14 protein-coding genes and 1 pseudogene are annotated in these 16,833 nt (G+C 72.3%); 14 read left to right on the top strand and 1 reads right to left on the bottom strand.

All coding sequences use genetic code 11. The features are described from left to right. The first annotated feature begins 143 nt into the window (after positions 1–143). The 14 genes from ABZ863_RS31430 to ABZ863_RS31495 all read left to right on the top strand — a co-directional run bounded on the left by ABZ863_RS31430 (position 144) and on the right by ABZ863_RS31495 (position 15,959). The gene (locus tag ABZ863_RS31430) at positions 144–383 is read left to right on the top strand and encodes a phosphopantetheine-binding protein (protein ID WP_078493211.1); all 240 of its coding nucleotides are present in this window, start codon (positions 144–146) and stop codon (positions 381–383) included. Further along, entirely contained in the window at positions 380–1,717 is a 1,338-nt protein-coding gene (locus ABZ863_RS31435; RefSeq protein ID WP_128462301.1) for a hypothetical protein, read from the top strand. The genes ABZ863_RS31430 and ABZ863_RS31435 overlap by 4 nt, the downstream gene beginning before the upstream one ends. After that, entirely contained in the window at positions 1,714–4,002 is a 2,289-nt protein-coding gene (locus ABZ863_RS31440; RefSeq protein WP_358543062.1) for a condensation domain-containing protein, read from the top strand. Before ABZ863_RS31435 ends, ABZ863_RS31440 begins: the two co-directional genes overlap by 4 nt. Next, the gene (locus ABZ863_RS31445) at positions 3,999–5,648 is read left to right on the top strand and encodes a GH3 auxin-responsive promoter family protein (protein ID WP_240674771.1); all 1,650 of its coding nucleotides are present in this window, start codon (positions 3,999–4,001) and stop codon (positions 5,646–5,648) included. The genes ABZ863_RS31440 and ABZ863_RS31445 overlap by 4 nt, the downstream gene beginning before the upstream one ends. 10 nt (positions 5,649–5,658) lie before the next feature. Further along, the gene (locus tag ABZ863_RS31450; RefSeq protein ID WP_023415528.1) at positions 5,659–6,705 is read left to right on the top strand and encodes a phytanoyl-CoA dioxygenase family protein; all 1,047 of its coding nucleotides are present in this window, start codon (positions 5,659–5,661) and stop codon (positions 6,703–6,705) included. Next, positions 6,698–7,552: an alpha/beta fold hydrolase gene (locus tag ABZ863_RS31455; protein WP_023415527.1), complete on the top strand. Its 855-nt coding sequence runs from the start codon at positions 6,698–6,700 to the stop codon at positions 7,550–7,552. Before ABZ863_RS31450 ends, ABZ863_RS31455 begins: the two co-directional genes overlap by 8 nt. 34 nt (positions 7,553–7,586) lie before the next feature. Then, positions 7,587–8,756 (top strand): enolase C-terminal domain-like protein, encoded by a 1,170-nt coding sequence (locus ABZ863_RS31460; RefSeq protein WP_128462302.1) that lies wholly within the window; start codon positions 7,587–7,589, stop codon positions 8,754–8,756. Positions 8,757–8,820: 64 nt separating this feature from the next. After that, positions 8,821–9,588 (top strand): SDR family NAD(P)-dependent oxidoreductase, encoded by a 768-nt coding sequence (locus ABZ863_RS31465; protein ID WP_164904317.1) that lies wholly within the window; start codon positions 8,821–8,823, stop codon positions 9,586–9,588. Beyond that, positions 9,585–10,397 (top strand): SDR family oxidoreductase, encoded by an 813-nt coding sequence (locus ABZ863_RS31470; RefSeq protein WP_023415524.1) that lies wholly within the window; start codon positions 9,585–9,587, stop codon positions 10,395–10,397. The genes ABZ863_RS31465 and ABZ863_RS31470 overlap by 4 nt, the downstream gene beginning before the upstream one ends. Before the next feature lie 38 nt (positions 10,398–10,435). Continuing rightward, positions 10,436–11,872 (top strand): 3-isopropylmalate dehydratase large subunit, encoded by a 1,437-nt coding sequence (locus ABZ863_RS31475; protein ID WP_128462304.1) that lies wholly within the window; start codon positions 10,436–10,438, stop codon positions 11,870–11,872. Between the two features lie 11 nt (positions 11,873–11,883). Beyond that, on the top strand, positions 11,884–12,501 hold the full coding sequence (locus tag ABZ863_RS31480; RefSeq protein ID WP_023415522.1) for a 3-isopropylmalate dehydratase small subunit: 618 nt from the start codon (positions 11,884–11,886) through the stop codon (positions 12,499–12,501). Between the two features lies 1 nt (position 12,502). Beyond that, positions 12,503–13,510, top strand: coding sequence for an NAD(P)-dependent oxidoreductase (locus tag ABZ863_RS31485; protein ID WP_023415521.1), 1,008 nt, complete (start codon positions 12,503–12,505; stop codon positions 13,508–13,510). Further along, positions 13,507–15,096: an amino acid adenylation domain-containing protein gene (locus tag ABZ863_RS31490; protein ID WP_358543065.1), complete on the top strand. Its 1,590-nt coding sequence runs from the start codon at positions 13,507–13,509 to the stop codon at positions 15,094–15,096. Before ABZ863_RS31485 ends, ABZ863_RS31490 begins: the two co-directional genes overlap by 4 nt. Further along, positions 15,093–15,959: an FAH family protein gene (locus ABZ863_RS31495; protein ID WP_128462305.1), complete on the top strand. Its 867-nt coding sequence runs from the start codon at positions 15,093–15,095 to the stop codon at positions 15,957–15,959. The genes ABZ863_RS31490 and ABZ863_RS31495 overlap by 4 nt, the downstream gene beginning before the upstream one ends. Positions 15,960–16,438: 479 nt before the next feature. Here ABZ863_RS31495 and ABZ863_RS31500 read toward each other — a convergent pair. Next, positions 16,439–16,735: pseudogene (locus ABZ863_RS31500) on the bottom strand (IS3 family transposase); the annotation flags it as partial. Positions 16,736–16,833: the final 98 nt, after the last annotated feature.

Raw genomic sequence — 16,833 nt, forward strand, 5'->3', positions numbered from 1 at the left:
CGGGTGGATGTCCCGGTGCCGCGGACCTGCGGCGTCTTGCCATGCGAAATTGCTGTTGCGGGATACGGACACGGTTGCCTAATTTGAGGGGCCATAAATCCCCGGGTTCAGCGTCGAGTTGAGCCCCGTCGTCTGGAGCGTGAATGACGCATACGGCCTCTCCCGAGACGATCGTCCGTACCCGTTGGTGTGAGGTGCTCGGCGTCGAGGAGGCCCTGCCGGAGGACGGCTTCTTCGAACTGGGCGGGCACTCGCTGCTGGCGATCGAGCTCCTCCAGCAGATCGAGACCGATCTCGGAGTCGAGATCTCGGTCGACGTCCTGTTCCTCGACGGCTCCCTGTCCGCGCTCCTCGACGCGGTCCACCGGGCGACGAAGCCGTGAAGCCCCGCGTAGGAGTGCTGCTCTCGCCTCGGGGTGCCGCCTCCGCGCGCGACGTGCTGGTCGCGGCACGGGACGACATCGAGATCGTTCCCCTGCTGCGCACCGGCACCGAAGCCCGGTGGCCCTCCTTCGTGCCGCTGATCAGGCGGTTGTTCGGCGAACCGCTGGGAATCGACGAGGACGCCCTGAAGGGCCCTGGCCAACCGCTCGACGGCGTAGTGACGTTCGCCGACGCCGAACTCGAACTGGCCGCCGCCTTCGGCGCGGCCCAGGGCGTGCGCCATCGCAGCGCGGTCACCGCGGACAAGTACCACCAGCGCGCCGTCCTGGGTGCCGCCGGGCTGACTCGCATGGCCACCCGCCCACTGGACGGCCCGCAGGAGCTGGAACCGGCCGCGGCCGCCCTGGGCCACCCCTTCGTGGTCAAGCCGCGGCGGGGCGCGGGCGGTACCGATGTCACGGTGATCAGGAACGCCGCACAGCTGGCCGCCCTGAAGGACTCCTGGCGCTGGGAGCGCGGAACGCTCTACGCCGAGCAGTTCATCCCCACCGCCGAGCCGGCCCCCGGGGGGTGGCGCGCCGACTACGTCTCGGTGGAGGTGCAGACCACAGGCGGCACCCACGAAGTGATCACCGTGTTCGGCAAGTTCCCGGTCTACGCGCGGAGCTCGGCCAGCCAGGGCGCCGGTCAGATGGCGACGACCGGGGACATCCTGCCGAGCGGGCTGCCGCGGGAGCTGCGCCTTCAGGTGGAGAACCTGGTCCTCGACGCGCACCGGGCGCTGAGCATGGACGACGGCATCACCCACACCGAGGTCAAGCTCGGCGCCGACGGCCCCGAGATCATCGAGGTCAACTGCCGGGTGGGCGGCCATCTCAGCCGGGTGCTCAAGCGCCGCTCGGGCTTCGACCTGGTGCGCCAGGCGCTGCTGACCGCCGCCGGGCTGCCGCCGCAACCGCTTCCCGACAACACGGGCCCGCGCCACGTCGCCGGGTTGTTCGTACCGTTCGACGAGACCGGCGGCCCCGTCCGCTCGCGCGTCTCGCCGGCCGAGCTGCGCGTCCCCGGAGTCGCGGCGATCGACGAGATCGCCCGGGCGGGCTCCCCGCGCACGGACACCGACGCCCTCGCCTGCAACGTGGTCCTCGACTGCCCGGACGAGGGCGAACTGCAGCGCACCACCGCCAAGTTCCTGACTCACGTGGCCGACCTGTTCTCCGCGGACGGAGTCGGGCACCGTGACTGGACCGCACACATGACCGCACGACTCGGAGTGGCAGCGCCGGCGGCCTGCGAGCCGCCGGCCACGCCTCCATCTGGCAGGGGAATATGAACGCTGAGGAAGCGCGGGAGGCCATGAAGGCCGTTCTGGCGGAAGCTCTGACCCGCAAGAGCAAGGGCCCGGCGAGCATCGACCTGACCGGTTCCTGGGCGGAGAACGGCGGTACCTCGCTGGACGCCTACGCCGCGATCATGCGTATCGAGGAGGAGCTGGGCTTCGTCGTCCCCGTGGCCCGCCTGCTCGGCCCGCACCCGCTGGACGAGCTGATCCGGCAGGCCGCCACCGCGCCCGTACCCGTCGAGGAGCCGGTCGCACCCGTCGGCGCGGTCCGCGCCACGGCCTCGCAGCGGCGCCACTGGCGGCACGCGCAGAGTGAGGGATCGGCGGCCTTCCTCAACATCGGCCGTGCCCTGCACTGCACCCAGGGCTTCGACGCGGACCGCGCCGAGGCCGCCTTCCGCGCCCTCGTCGCCCGCCACGAGTCCCTCCGTAACCGCTTCGTCCCCACGGCCGACGGTCTCTTCCTGGAAGAGGTCACCGACTGGCCCGGGCGGGCCGAGTTCGCCCGCCACCCGGTGCAGCCCGACGCCGAGGCCGCCGCCGTCCCGATCCGCGCGGCGCTGGGCCGTACCTTCCCGCTGGCGGAGGAACCGCCGGTGCGCGGCGGCTGTGTGCCGCTGGCGGACGGGACCGCTCTGGTCTATCTCGGCGTCCACCACATCGCCGCCGACGGCTGGACCGTCGACCTGCTCACCGACGACTACCTCGCCCTCTGCACCGGAGGCGCCGACGGCCTCGCCCCGGCGACCCCGTACAGCCGTTACGCGGCGGCCCTGGACGCGGCGGCCTCACGCGGCGACTACGCGGACGACATCGCCTACTGGCAGAAGAAGTTCGCCCGCGTCTCACCGGACTTCTCCATCAGCCGCAGGGCCGGCGCCGCGAGCGGCCAGCGGGCTGGTACCTCACGGCTGCTCTGGGACGGGCCCGGCGAGGCGAACGCCGTCCGGGAGGCCGCCCGTACGCTCGGCGTCACCACCTACAGCCTGCTGCTCTCCGGGCTCCTCGCCGCGGCCCACGTGCTGTCCGGGGAGGACGAGGTGGTGGTGATGAGCGGCGTGGCCAACCGCAACCGCGCCGAGTACCGCACCACCGCGGGACTCTTCACCAACCAGATCTTCTTCGTCGGGGACTTCCGCAGCACCGGCCCTCTCGACGCGTACGTGCGGGAGGTCCACGACGACGTGGTGGAGAGCCTCGCCCGCTCCCAGCTCCCCGTCGAGGTCGTCCTCGACCGGATGGGCGCCTACGACACGGCGCGTACCCTCGCTCCCTACGCCAACATCCTCTTCCAGGCGGCCGAGGCCCCCATCGACCCGCCCGCCATGCGTGACGGAAGCTGGCGCCCGCACTCGCTGGGCACCGGCAGCATCAAGCGCCACTGCAACATCCACCTGGAGGACGACGGCGGCGAGGGCCTCGCGCTCGAACTGGACTACAGCCTCGCCATCGTGGGGGAGCACACCGCCGCCAGGCTGCTGCGCGCCCTGCACACCGCCACCGACCACATCGTCACCCACCGGGGCGGCTCCGTGGCCGACTTGCTGCTCGCCGTCAAGGAGGCGGCCGCGGAGCAGGCGGCTCCCCTGACCGTCTACATCGCGGACTACCCCGGGGCCCGGGCCGAACCGCCCCTCGCCTCCCTCGTCCGGGAGGGGCTGCCCGATGCCGAACTCGTCGAACTCCCAGTGCCGTCGGAGCTCGACCCGGCGGGGATCGATCAGTGCCGCCGCGCGGGCCACGCCCTGCTGACCCGGGAGACGGGCGGCCCCGCCGCCGTCGTCGGCTACTGCTCGGCCGCCACCTGGGCCCGTCACCTGGTCGCCACGCTGCCGGGGCCAAGCGACGTCCCGGCGGTGCTGAGCATCAACGGCAACGCCCTCACCGAGGCCGACTGGTTCGAGGAGTTCGCGGACCTGGTCGCCAGGTTCGACCCCGACGCCGACCTCTCCGAAGCCGCCCCCGACCGGATCGCGCTGCCGCGGGAGGGCGACCTGGCGGCCCGGTGCGCGGCCGCGCGGGACGCCCTGGCCGTGATGCGGGGCGTCATGGAGGGCGCGATCGGCCGGAGGTTCGGCACGCCGCTCGGTCGGGTGGCCCGCGAGACGCTGGAGGTGCAGGTGAAGTGGCTGACGTACCTGGCCAGTTGTATCGCGGTGGGTGCCGGATCGCCGCTGGGTGAGGAGCGTGCGCTGCCGGATGTCCGGCTCGACCAGAGCCCGCGCGTCACCGCGTGGCTGCGCGCCGAACTCGCCCCGGAGGAGACGGTGTCGTGAGCACGGACCCTTTCGTCGCGCGCCTCATGGCCGCCCACCATGACCAGCGCGCGTGCTGCCGGGAACCGCACCAGGTGAGCAGACGGGTCTTCGCCGACCTGCTCGACCAGAGCCGGGGCACGGCCTTCGGCCGTGCCCACGGGCTCGACCGGGTACGCACGCTCGCCGAGTTCCACGCCGCCGTCCCGGTCGGGGACTACGAGTCCTTCCGCGGCTACGTGGACCGCATCCGCGACGGCGAACAGCGCGTCCTCACCCGGAGCAGACCGTACGCGCTGCACACCACGTCCGGCACCACCGGCAGACCCAAGTACGTCCCCACCACCCGGCACTGGCGCAACCGGTACCGGGGACCCGCGCTGTACGCGCAGTGGGGCCTGTACTTCCAGCGCCTCGGCCTGGACCGCTACCGGCCGGGCAACGTCCTCGACATGTCCTGGGAGCGCTCGCTCATCCCCCTGCCGGAACCCGGCGGGCCAGTCCCCGTCTACAGCATCACCAAGCGCCCGGCCACGGTGGGGCCCCAGGACTGGACGCCCCCCTGGTACGCGGAGCCGTGGTTCCTCGACACCGGCGGGGAGCAGAGCCTCTACCGCAAGGTGCGGCTGCTGGCCGGCTCCGACGTCCGTATGGTCGTCGCGGTCAACCCTTCGCGCATCACCGCGCTGGGCGAGCTCCTCAACGACCAACTGGAGCTGCTGCTCAAGGACCTGAGTGACGGCACGCTGCTCGGCGCCCCCGACCCGCGCCTCACCGCGCAGGAGGCGACCGCCTCCCGTCTGGAGGCCGCGTACTCCTACGGGGGCCGGGTCACGCTCTGCGACCTGTGGCCGCAGCTCTCGATGCTGGTGTGCTGGAACTCGGCCTCGGCCCGCTACTACCGCGCGTGGCTGGAGCGCCTCGCGCCCGGTGTCCCGCTCGTACCGTTCAGCACCACGGGCACCGAGGGCATCGTCACCATGCCGGTCGACACCCACCCGTCGGCCGGGCCGCTCGCCGTCGACCAGGGACTCTTCGAGTTCGTGCCCTGCGAACCGAGCGACGCGGGCAGACCGCTGCCGTCCGACGTGGCCACCCTGAGCAGCTACGAGCTGACCACCGGCGAGACCTACCGGCTGGTCATGAGCCAGGCCAACGGCCTGCTCCGGTACGACAGCGGCGACATCTACCGCGTGGTCGGCCGGGTGGGGGAGCTGCCCCGGCTCGAATTCGAGGGGCGCGGCGGGTCCGTCAGCTCCTTTACCGGGGAGAAGCTGACGGAGTCCGACGTGCACGCGGCGATCCGCACGGCGGTCGGGCACTCCTCCGTACCCAGCGTCTACTGCGTGGTGCCGTCCTGGGGGTATCCACCGGGCTACGTCCTGGTCATGGAGTGGCCGGACGGCCCCCGCGCCTCCAGCGAGGCGTTCCGCGACCGCGTCGAGGCGGAGCTCTCCCGGGTCAACGTCGAGTACGCCGAGAAGCGGGACTCCGGACGGCTCCACCCCCTCCGGGCGCAGACCGTGGCGCCCGGCACCTTCAGGGCGCTCACCGAGCACCACGTCACCCGCGGGGCCTCCGCCGCCCAGGTCAAACACCGCTGGCTGCACACCGACGACACCCTGCTCACCCAGCTTCCCCGACTCAACGGCACCCACGCCGCGTAAAGGAACCCGCATGACCGCTCTGGACACGCTCGCCCAGGACTTCCGTCGCGACGGCTACGCCGTGGTGCGCGACGTGCTCACCGAGCACGACTTCACCGAGGTACGCGAGGAGTACGCGCGCCTGCTGGCCGAACGCGCCGGCCACTGGCGAGCCGCAGGCCTGCTCACCGGCGGCGAGGAGCTGGTGGACCTGCCCTTCGACGAGCACCTGGTCGCCCTCGCCGCGCTGCCGGGCTTCGACCCGTCCCTGCTCAGCGAGCTCGACATCACTCTGCCGCACATGCCGTTCACCTCGCTCCAGCCGGACAGCCAGGTCCACACCGGCCCGGGCGTGCTCGGCCTGCTGCGCAACGCCAAGGTTCTGGACGTGATCCGCCGGCTCGTCGGGGAGGAGATCTCGGCCAGCCCCAACCAGCACGTGCGGCTCAAGCTGCCCGCCCCGGAGCAGAGCGCCTTCGGCGCCCGGCGCGGGGAGACCATGCACGCGCCCACGATGTGGCACCAGGACGCGATGACGCAGATCCCGCAGTCCGACGACACCACGCTGGTCACCTGCTGGATACCGCTGATGGACGTCACCGAGGAACACGGCTGTCTACTGGTCGTGCCGCGCCGGCACGAGGAGGAGAAGCTGCTGCCGTGGCCGATGGACGCCGAGACGATCCGCGCGCTGGAGGCCGAGGCCGTGCCGCTGCCCGTCTCCAAGGGGGACCTGGTGCTGCTGCACAAGCGCACCCCGCACGGCTCCACCCTCAACCGGTCCGCCCGCCTCCGCTGGAGCTTCGACTTCCGCTTCTACCCGACGCACGAGCCCAACGACCGGCCCTGGTTCCCCTCCGTGGTGACCCGCAGCGTCAAGGACCCGGCTCTGGCCACCACCGACGCCGAGCAGTGGCGCAAGGAGTGGGAGAAGGCCCGGGCCATGTTCGTGCGCTCGGGGCAGATGGTCCCCGGCCGCCGGGAGTTCTCCCAGCTGGTAGCCGACTCGCTCATCAGCCGCTGGGAGAAGGGCGACTTCCCGCGCCTTGCGCCCACTGGGACCGCTGCCGATGCGTGATCAGGCCACTTCACGGCACCCGGTCACGGTCCGGGTGCCGGCCGGCGAGGAGAGCCTCGCCCTGCACACCTGGGACGACGGGCGCCCGGGCCTGGCCGACCTGTTCTACGTCCACGGGCTGCAGAGCCACGCGGGCTGGCTGTTCGAGACCGGCCCGGCCCTCCTGGAACGCGGTGTCCGGCTGACCGTCCTGGACCGGCGCGGGTCCGGCGCGAGCAGCGGCTCACGCGGCCACGTGCCGGACGCCCGCACGGTCCTCGACGACTACGGCTCGGCCCTGGGCCGGGTGGCCGCCGCGGCCCCGGGCCCGGTGACCCTCCTCGGCCAGAGCTTCGGCGGCAGCCTGGTCGCGGCACTGGTCGCCTCGGGCCAGGTCCCGGACGGCACCCGCCTGGTGCTGTGCGCCCCCGCCCTCGGCCAGCAGCGCGCCCGCCTCGACCAGGCCGCCCGCGACCGCGTCCGCAGGGCCCGCGGCACCTCCCTGTCCGTCGTCCGCCTGGAGGACGAGCAGTACACCGAGCACCCCGGCTACCTGCGGCTGATGGCCAACGACGGCCTGATGGTGCGCTCCGTCACGGACTCCTTCCGCGCCGCCATGGTCGAGACGGAGGACCTGTACGTCGAGGCGGGCCCCGCCCCCTGGCGCGGGCGTCCCGTGTGGGCGGCCTACCCGGAGCAGGACTCGATCATCGACGGCGAGGCCAGCACCGCGATGCTCGCCACCCTCGCCCCGCACACCGAGACGCGCCGCTTCCCCGTCTCCTCCCACTACCTGGAGTTCTCGGACATCCGGGAGCAGTACTGGGACTGGCTGGCCGCGACAGCCCGGGAAGGGGCCGCCCGGTGAGCATCCACCCCGCCAGAGAACCCGCGAGCCGCCCATGCTGACGCTGACGCTGTACGAGGCCCGGATCGCGATGGAGCGCCCGTTCCGGCACGCCCGGAAGGTCCGCGCCGAGACGGCGTCGGTGCTCGTGGCCGCCGGGTACCGGGGCGAGACCGGCTGGGGGGAGGCGGCACCCCGCGAGTACGTGACCGGCGAGTCGGTCGGCTCGGTCGTCGCCGCCCTGAGCGGCCGGGGAGTCCGCCCGGCCGTCGAGGAGGTGGCCGGTGCCCCGCTCGACGAGGCGCTGGCCGGCCTGATCGCGCTGGACCTGCCGGAACTCCTGGGCCGAGGCGGTGCCCCGGCCCCGGCCGCGGCGGCGGCCCTGGAGACGGCGCTCTTCGATCTGGTCTGCCGACGGCACGGGGTTTGGGGCCTGCGCGCCCTGCACCGGGCCGGCTTCGGTGACCTGCTGGCGGCCGAACCCGCCCCGATGCCGGTGTCGACCGTCCTGGACCTGACCCGCGACCCCGAGGCACGGCTCGCCGCACTGCCCGAGGGCGTACGCGGCACGATTCCGCACGTCAAGCTCAAGGCCGGACCCGACGTCGCCCCGGTGGCCGGCCAGGTGGCGCGGGTCCGCGCCCTCGTGCCCGGCGCCACCGTCTCGGTGGACGCCAACTGCTCCTGGGAGACCGAGACCGTCCTGGCCCACGCGCCGCACCTACGGGCGGCCGGGCTCTCCTGGCTGGAGGAACCGCTCCCCCCGCGCCGGTGGGCGGACCTCGCCCGCCTGCGCGAGGCCGGGCTGAGGGTGATGCTCGACGAGTCCTTCTCCTCCGCCCGCGACCTGGCCGACTGCACCACCCACCAGGCGGCCGACCTGCTCAACCTGCGGGTCTCCAAGTGCGGTGGCCCCCTGCGCCTGCTGACCCTGGCACGCGCCGCACGCGCCGCCGGACTCGGTGTGCAGCTCGGCGTGCAGGTGGGCGAGGTCGGTCCGCTGTGGGCCGCCGGCCGCCTGATCGGCACCGCACTGCACGGGCCCGTCGCGGTGGAGGCGGGGCGGCAGGACGAGTGGTTCCCCGGCCACCCCCCGCTGACCGACCCCGGCTACCAGGTGGACCGCGCCGCCTCACGCGCTGCGGCCCTCAGCGGCCCCGGCACAGCCCTGCGCCCCACCGAGGCCCTGCTACGCAGCTGCACCCCCGTACCCCCGCGCCCCTGAAAGCGCCCGGCCAAGGCGTGCGTCCCCCTGGGGCCACGCCCGTACCTCCCCCGGAAGGATTCCAGTGAGTACCGACCCGAGCGGCCCGCCCCTGGCGCCGCGCCGCGCCTGGATCACGGGTGCCGCGGCCGGCATCGGCGCCGAAGTCGCCCGCCGCCTGGTGGAGCAGGGGGCCGAGGTCGTCGCCGTCGACCGGGACCGGGCCGCCCTGGACGCCCTCCAGCGCCGCCTCCCGCAGGTGCGTCCGCTCCACCTGGACGTCACCGACACCGACGCCGTCATCCGCTGCGCCGAGGAGGGCGGTCCGGACGCGCTCCCCGACATCCTCGTCAACGGGGTGGGCGGCGACACCCGTCGTATCCCCGTCGAGGATCTGCGGGAGGCGGATCTCAGCGTCGCCCTCACCCACAACCTCCTCGCCTGCTTCACCCTGACCCGGCTGTGCGTCCCCCACATGCGGGAGCGGGGCTGGGGCAGGATCGTCAACCTCGCCTCGATCGCCGGACGCACGTACTCGATCTTCAGCAACGCGGCCTACGTTGCCGCGAAGGCGGCGGTCCTCGGCTACACCAAGCAGTGCGCCCACGAACTCGCCGGCCACGGCGTGACGGTCAACGCCGTGGCGCACGGCCCCATCGGCACCGAGCGTCTCCTCGCGGACTGGCAGGCCATGTCCGAGGAGCGCAGAGCCGAGCTCCGCGGCCGCCTCCCCATGGGGCGCTACGGAACGGTCGAGGAAGCGGCCGCCGTCATCGTCCATCTCTGCGGCGAGGACGCCGGATACACCACCGGCGCGCTCGTCGACGTCAACGGAGGGCTCCACATCTCATGAACGAACCCCTGCGCACCCACCCGCCCCGTACGCCCGGCGACGGCCTCAAGGACGCCGTCGTCCTGGTCACCGGGGCGGGCAGCGGCATCGGCCGTGCCACCGTGGCGGCGCTCGCCCGTTCCGGCGCGCTGGTGATCGCCGCGGGACGGCGGGCCCAGCCGCTGCGCGAGTCCCTGGAGCTGGCCGGCCTCGGCCACGACCGTTGCCTCGCCGTGACCTGTGACATCACTGATGAGGAGAGCGTCGCGGCCGCAGTCGATACGACCGTCTCGGAATTCGGACGACTGGACGCTGCGGTGAACACGGCTGGTACTTTCGGCCCAACTGGGCTGGTTTCAGAAGCCTCCCAGGAGGATGCGGCTGCCGTCGTGGCCACCAATCTCATGGGAATGTGGCTGTGTCTGAAGCATCAGTCGAGGGCGATGATCGAAACGGGTGGAGGCGCCATCGTCACCACCGGGTCGGTGGCCTCCTTCCAGGGGCACTCGGGCAGCCCCATGTACGCCGCCACCAAGCACGGCGTCGTGGGCCTGACCAAGGCGGGCGCACTCCAGCTCGCCCCCCACGGGATCAGGGTGAACGCGGTCTGTCCCGGCTCCACCGACACCCCCATGCTGCGTGAGCTCTACCCGTACGAGGGGCAGTTGACGGCGAGGGCCCGGCGGGCACCGCTCGGCCGTATCGGCGGACCCGAGGAGGTCGCCGCGGCGGCCGTGTGGCTGGCCGGACCGGAATCCAGCTACGTGACCGGACAGGCGCTCGCCGTCGACGGGGGCGTGACCGCCGGGACCGCCGCCCCCATCAAGTAACCCCACACGCCGAGGCGAGAGACAAGGTAGGAGAAACCATGGGCGACACGCTCTACAACAAGGTGTTCGACCTTCACACAGTGCGGGACTACGGGGACGGCAGAGCCCAGCTCTTCATCGGTCTGCACCTCGTGCACGAGGCGACCAGCCCGCAGGCGTTCGCCATGCTTCGTGAGCGCGGCCTGAGCGTGGCCATGCCCGAGCGCAACGTCGCCACCGCCGACCACGTCATCCCCACCGACACCATCGCCCGCCCCTTCCTCGACCAGCTGGGGGAGGACATGCTCGCGCAGCTGGAGACCAACACCGAGGACTTCGGACTCCGCTTCTTCGCCCCGAGCGGCAACGAGTACGGCATCGTCCACGTCATCGGCCCCGAGCAGGGCCTTACCCAGCCCGGTATGACCATCGCCTGCGGCGACTCGCACACCTCGACGCACGGGGCGTTCGGCGCCGTCGCCCTGGGGATCGGCACCTCCCAGGTGCGCGACGTCCTGGCCACCCAGACCGTGACCATGAACCGGCTCAAGGTGCGCCGCGTCCAGATCGACGGCGCACTCGCCCCGGGTGTCACCGCCAAGGACGTCATCCTGCACGTGATCCACGAACTCGGCGTCGTCGGCGGCGTCGGCTACGCCTACGAGTTCGCCGGCTCCGTCGTCGAGAGCATGTCGATGGACGAGCGGATGACGCTCTGCAACATGGCCGTCGAAGGCGGCGCCCGCTGCGGCTACGTCAACCCGGACGAGACCACCTTCGCCTACCTGAAGGGCCGCCCCGCCGCCCCGGCCGGGGAAGCGTGGGACCGGGCCGTGGCCTGGTGGCGTTCGATCGCCTCCGACGCGGACGCCGTCTACGACGACGTGGTCGTCATGGACGGAGACGTCATCCGTCCGATGGTCACCTGGGGCATCAACCCGGGCCAGTCCGTCCCGGTGGACGGCACGCTGCCCTCCCCCGAAGGGGCCTCGAAGGACGTCGCCGACTCCTACGCGGAGGCGTACTCCTACATGGGTATGGAGCCCGGGGCGAAGCTCGGCGACTACCCGATCGACGTCGCGTTCATCGGCTCCTGCACCAACGGCCGCCTCTCCGACTTCCTGGAGGTCTCCGAGGCGCTCAAGCACAGCGGTGCCCGGGTGGCGCCCGGCGTCCGGGCGCTGGCGGTGCCCGGCTCCAACGCGGTCCGCGAGGAACTGATCAACCTGGGTGTGGACAAGGTCCTGGAGGAGGCCGGCTTCGAGTTCCGGCTTGCCGGCTGCTCGATGTGCCTGGCCATGAACACCGACAAGCTGGTCGGCCGTGAGCTGGCGGCCTCCTCCTCGAACCGCAACTTCAAGGGCCGCCAGGGATCGCCCACCGGCCGCACCATGATCATGTCCCCGCTCGCCGTGGCGGCGGCCGCGGTCAACGGCTCGGTCTGCGACCCGGCCACCGTCTTCGGCACCGTGCCCGCCGCCTCTTCTGCCGTCTAAGGAGCTTCCCCGTGAGCATCACGACCACCGACCCGCGCATCACCACCGTCTCCGGCACCACGGTGGTCATCAGCGGCAACGACATCGACACGGACCGCATCATCCCGGCCCGCTTCCTCAAGCACCTGACCTTCGACGCGCTCGGGGACCACGTCTTCGAGGACGACCGCAAACAGCAGCACGCCCGCGGGGGCACCCACCCCTTCGACCTGCCGGAGCGTTCGGGCGCCGGCGTCCTGCTGGCCGCCAAGAACTTCGGCTGCGGCTCCTCCCGGGAGCACGCCGCACAGGCCCTGTACCGCTGGGGCGTGCGGGCCGTCGTCGGGGAGAGCTTCGGCGAGATCTTTCGCGGCAACTGCGGGACGATCGGCCTGCCGTGCGTGACGCTCTCCGCCGAGGACGCCGAGGAGGCCCGGACCATCGCCCTGGCCGATGCCGAGGCGATCACCGAAGTCGACCTCGAAAAGGGGGTGCTGCGCATCGGCGGACGCGAGTTCCCCGTCGAGATCCAGGAATCCCTGCGAGAAGCCTTCGTGCAAGGCACCTGGGACACCCTCACCGAACTGCTCAAGCACACCGATCAGGTGGGCGCCGTCTCCGCGAAGCTCCCCTACCTGAACGGGTTCTAGCGTGGCAGACATAGTCCCGCCGCCCGGCCGGGTCTTCGTCGGCACCGACCGGGTCCTCGACGAGCTGCTCGACGAGATCGCCGAGCAGCTCGTCGCCCGCGGCCACCAGGTGGTCCGCGGCGCGGACCCGCGCCAGGCGGGAGACGGCCCTCTCGGCGCCCTGGTCCTCACCTCCCGCACCCCGGTCGGCCCCGAGTTCCTGGACCGGCACCCGGAGCTGCGGGGTGTCGTCTTCGCCTCCAGCGGCGTCAACTCCATCGACGTCCCCGACGCCACGCGGCGCGGCATCGTCATCGCCAACGGCGCGACCCCGCAGAACCACGGGAGCATGGCGGAGGCCACCATCATGCTCGCGCTGGCCCTGCGGCTGCGCCTGACCGACCGGCTCGCCGCGCTGGCCGAGCAGCGGCCCCGCCCCCGCCCCGCCGAACTCGACAGCCGGTCGCTGAGCAGCGCCACCCTGGGCCTCGTCGGATTCGGGCGGATCGCCCGTGAGGTGTGTGTCCGCCTGGCGGGCTGGGGCACCGGCCCCATCCTCTGCCACACCCGGACCCCGCAACCCAACACCTGGCCCCAGGTCGAGTTCTGCTCGCTCGACCGGGTCCTGGCGGAGGCCGACATCGTCAGCGTCCACCTGCCGCTCAACGACGCCACCCGTGGCCTGATCGGCGCCGCCGGACTGCGCCGGATGCGGCGCGAGGCCGTCCTGATCAACACCTCGCGTGGCGGCATCGTCGACGAGGAGGCTCTGGCCGACGCCCTGCACCGCGGCGAGATCGCGGGCGCCGCCATCGACACCTTCGGCGTCGAACCCCTCCCCGGGGACAGCCCGCTGCGCGAGGCCCCGGGGACGATCCTCACCGACCACGTGATCGGTCACACGGTGGAGATGTACCGGTCGCTGGTGCCTGCCGCCGTCGAGAACACCGAGAGCGTCCTGCGCGGGGAACACCCCCCCTACTGCGTCAACCCCGAAGTCCTCCTCCGCCACCAGGAAGGGGCCGAGTGAACAACGGCACCACGTCTTCGCCCCCCGCTCCGCGCCGCCTGATCGAGCTCGTCGAGTCCGCGGCCACGCGCCACCCCGAGGCCGTCGCCCTGGAAACGCCCGGCGAAGCTCCCCTGACCTACCGGGAGCTGATGGCAGCGGTGGACCGACTGGCCCACCACATCGTCGCCCAACACGGCCCCGTTCCCTCCCGGATCGGCCTGATCGGGACGAAGTGCGCCCGTACCTACGCGGCCTACCTCGCCGTGCTGAAACTGGGGGCCACCGTCGTCCCGGTCAGCCACGCCGCTCCCGCCGGTCGCCTGCGCGCGATCGCGGAGGCCGCGGACCTCTCCCTCGTCCTCACCGACAACACCGCGGGACCGGCCGCTGCCCTGGCCGAGGGGTCGCGCTGCCGCACCGTGGGCATTCCCGACCTCGATCACGCGCCGGGCGGCGACGGCTTCTCCCGCCCGGCCGACGCCCCGGCCCCGCAGCGCACGGCGTACATCCTCTTCACCTCGGGCAGCACCGGCCGCCCCAAGGGCGTGCCCGTCTCGCACGCCAACGCGCTCAGCTTCGTCACCCACAACATCGCCCGGTACAGGGCCGGCCCCGGCGACCGCATGTCGCAGAACTTCGACTTCGCGTTCGACGTCTCCGTCTTCGACCTCTTCGTCGCCTGGGGCTCCGGCGCCACCCTGGTCGCGCCTTCCGCCCAGGACCTCATGCACCCCGTCCGCTGGGTCAACTCCACCGCCCTGACCCACTGGACGTCGGTGCCCTCCGCCGTCACCACCGCGCTCGGCCTCGGTGAACTCACGCCCGGCTGCATGCCCTCCCTGCGCATGAGCCTCTTCCTGGGGGAGCAGCTCACCGTCGAGCAGGCCGAGGCGTGGCACGCCGCCACCCCCGGCGGCGAGCTGGAGAACGTCTACGGCCCCACCGAGCTGACCGTCTACGTCTCCGCCTACCGGCTGCCCGAGCGCACCGAGGAGTGGCCCGCCACGGCCAACCGCACCATCCCGATCGGGCACGTCTACCCGCACCTGGAGTCCGTCGTCGTCACAGAGGGCCGCGAGGCCGACGAGGGCGAGCTCTGTGTCCGCGGCCCTCAGCGGTTCGACGGCTACCTTGACCCGAAGGACAACGCCGGCCGGTTCCTCACCTCCGGCGACGCCGGCTTCGTCCCGCTCACCGCCGGCGTCCCGGGCCCGGCCGACTGGTACCGCACCGGAGACCTCGTCCGCCGGGACCCCGAGGGCATGCTCACCCACCTCGGCCGCCTGGACTCCCAGGTGAAGATCCGCGGCCACCGCGTCGAGCCGGCGGAGATCGAGGGGGCCCTGCGGCGGCACGAGGAGCTGACGGACGCCGTGGTCCTGGCCGTCGAGGGCCGGGTCGGCAGCCTCGACCTGGTGGCGTACTACACGGGCGGCGACGTCACCTCGCGCGACCTGCGCGGCCACCTGTCGGCCCTGCTGCCCTCGTACATGATTCCCCGTCGCTTCACGCGCCTGGACGCCTTCCTGCTCAACGGAAACGGCAAGATCGACCGTCGGGCCCTGGCGCGGCCGAGCGATCAGAGCGGAGAGGCCTCCTCATGACCGTACTGTCCACCTACGCCGTCGGTACCGAGCGGTACTTCGGCCTCGGGCCCGTCCCGCAGCCGGGCGTGGAACTGCTCCTCCACCCCCTCGGCACGGACGAACTGGCTGACCTCCTTCCGGAATCGGGAGGCGACCCCGACGCCCTGACCGCCGGCAGGAAGCGGATCGAGCTGACGCCCGAGGACCGACGGCAGGCGCGCCCGCTCCCCCCGCTCTTCCCCGAGCACGTGGGAGACGCCCTGGTCAGCGGGTTCATGATGACCCACAACGTCAAGGTTGACGCGGCCACCCCGGACCAGCCCACCTGGTTCTTCAAGGGTCTCGGCGACCGGCTGAAGCTCTCCGGCGAACCGCTGGCCGTGCCGGGCGACGCGGTCGCCGTCTGCGAGGAGGCCGAGATCGTCCTCGTCTACGTGGGCGACGCGACCACCGGCAGGCCCCGCTACGCGGGCCACACCTTCGGCAACGACCTGACCGACATCGGCCGCTTCAAGCAGCACAACGGCCACCTGTCCTACGCGAAGCTCTGCGACGCGGCCATCTCCCCCTCCCTGCACCTCGGCCCACCACCCACCGCCGTCACCGGCCGCACGACGATCGAACGGGACGGTTCCCTTGCCTGGGAGGGCTCCTTCACCACGGGCACCGACGCCCTGCACTACGACCTCGACGCCATCACGGAAACGCTGTTCTCCTACACTTCCCTGCACCACCCCGGCCGCGTCCACTACGTCTACATCGGCGCCGACCGCAGCAGCTTCCACGGCGGACACACGATGACCCACGGCGACCGCATCACCCTCGACTTCCAGAGCCACGCCGTCCAGCTCACCAACTCGGTGACCTGGACCGGCAGATAGCCCCCTCACGGACGAACCCCCGACGGGGCGAAGGGGCGGCCTCCGGCGTCACTCGCTGAGGCCGCCCCCTCTTCCCGCCCCGCCAGCCCTCCGTCTTCACGGCCATGTCGGCCTTCCGCCCTCGGACGGCCTGCTCACCCGCTCTCGCACGGGCACGCACGGGCACGCACCATCGAACCACTCTGGCGACGCCTCCGCCTCACCCCCTTCGAACGTGGCGTCGTCGCAGACCGGAGAATCGACAACCTGGCCGGCGAACTCGTCCAGCAGGAGGGCCCGGACATCCTGCGCCGGCTCCTCCGGATTGATCCCCAGATCGGCGGCGACCGACCTGATCGTCGCTTCCGGCCGTCACTCGTACAGCGCGACCGCGCCCGCCTTGAACTGCGGCGGGTAGTTCTTCATGACCCCGAGATGCCCGTTCTCAGATACTCGGGACCCAGTGTCTCGTGTGTCCAACATCTGGGGTCAGGGCCCTACTTCGTGTTCGGCTTGTCCGCGGTGAAGTCGCGGCCGATCAGGTCCGGGGCCTTGGCCGCGGCAGGGTCAGAGACGGTGGTGCGGTGCCGGCGCCGCAACCGGACTCCTTCGATCCCGGACGCCCGCATGATCCTGGCGACGCGCTTGTGGTTGACCGCGATACCGGTCTCCTCGCGGAGCTTGGCGGTGATCCTCGGGGCTCCGTAAGTACCGTCCGGTTCCCGGTGCACCGCCCGTATCCGGGCTGCCAGGCGGGCATCGGCCACCTGCCGGGCGGCCCGGTCACCGGCTGTCCGTTGCACGGCTGCCGACGGTTGTGGCTGCCGGCCTCGGCCTTGGCGCACTGGTGCTGCTCGCCCAGATCCCGCCGGCACGGGAGGCACTCGGCCGGCTC

It is taken from the genome of Saccharomonospora sp. NPDC046836, assembly GCF_040645195.1.
Lineage (GTDB): Bacteria > Actinomycetota > Actinomycetes > Mycobacteriales > Pseudonocardiaceae > Prauserella_A.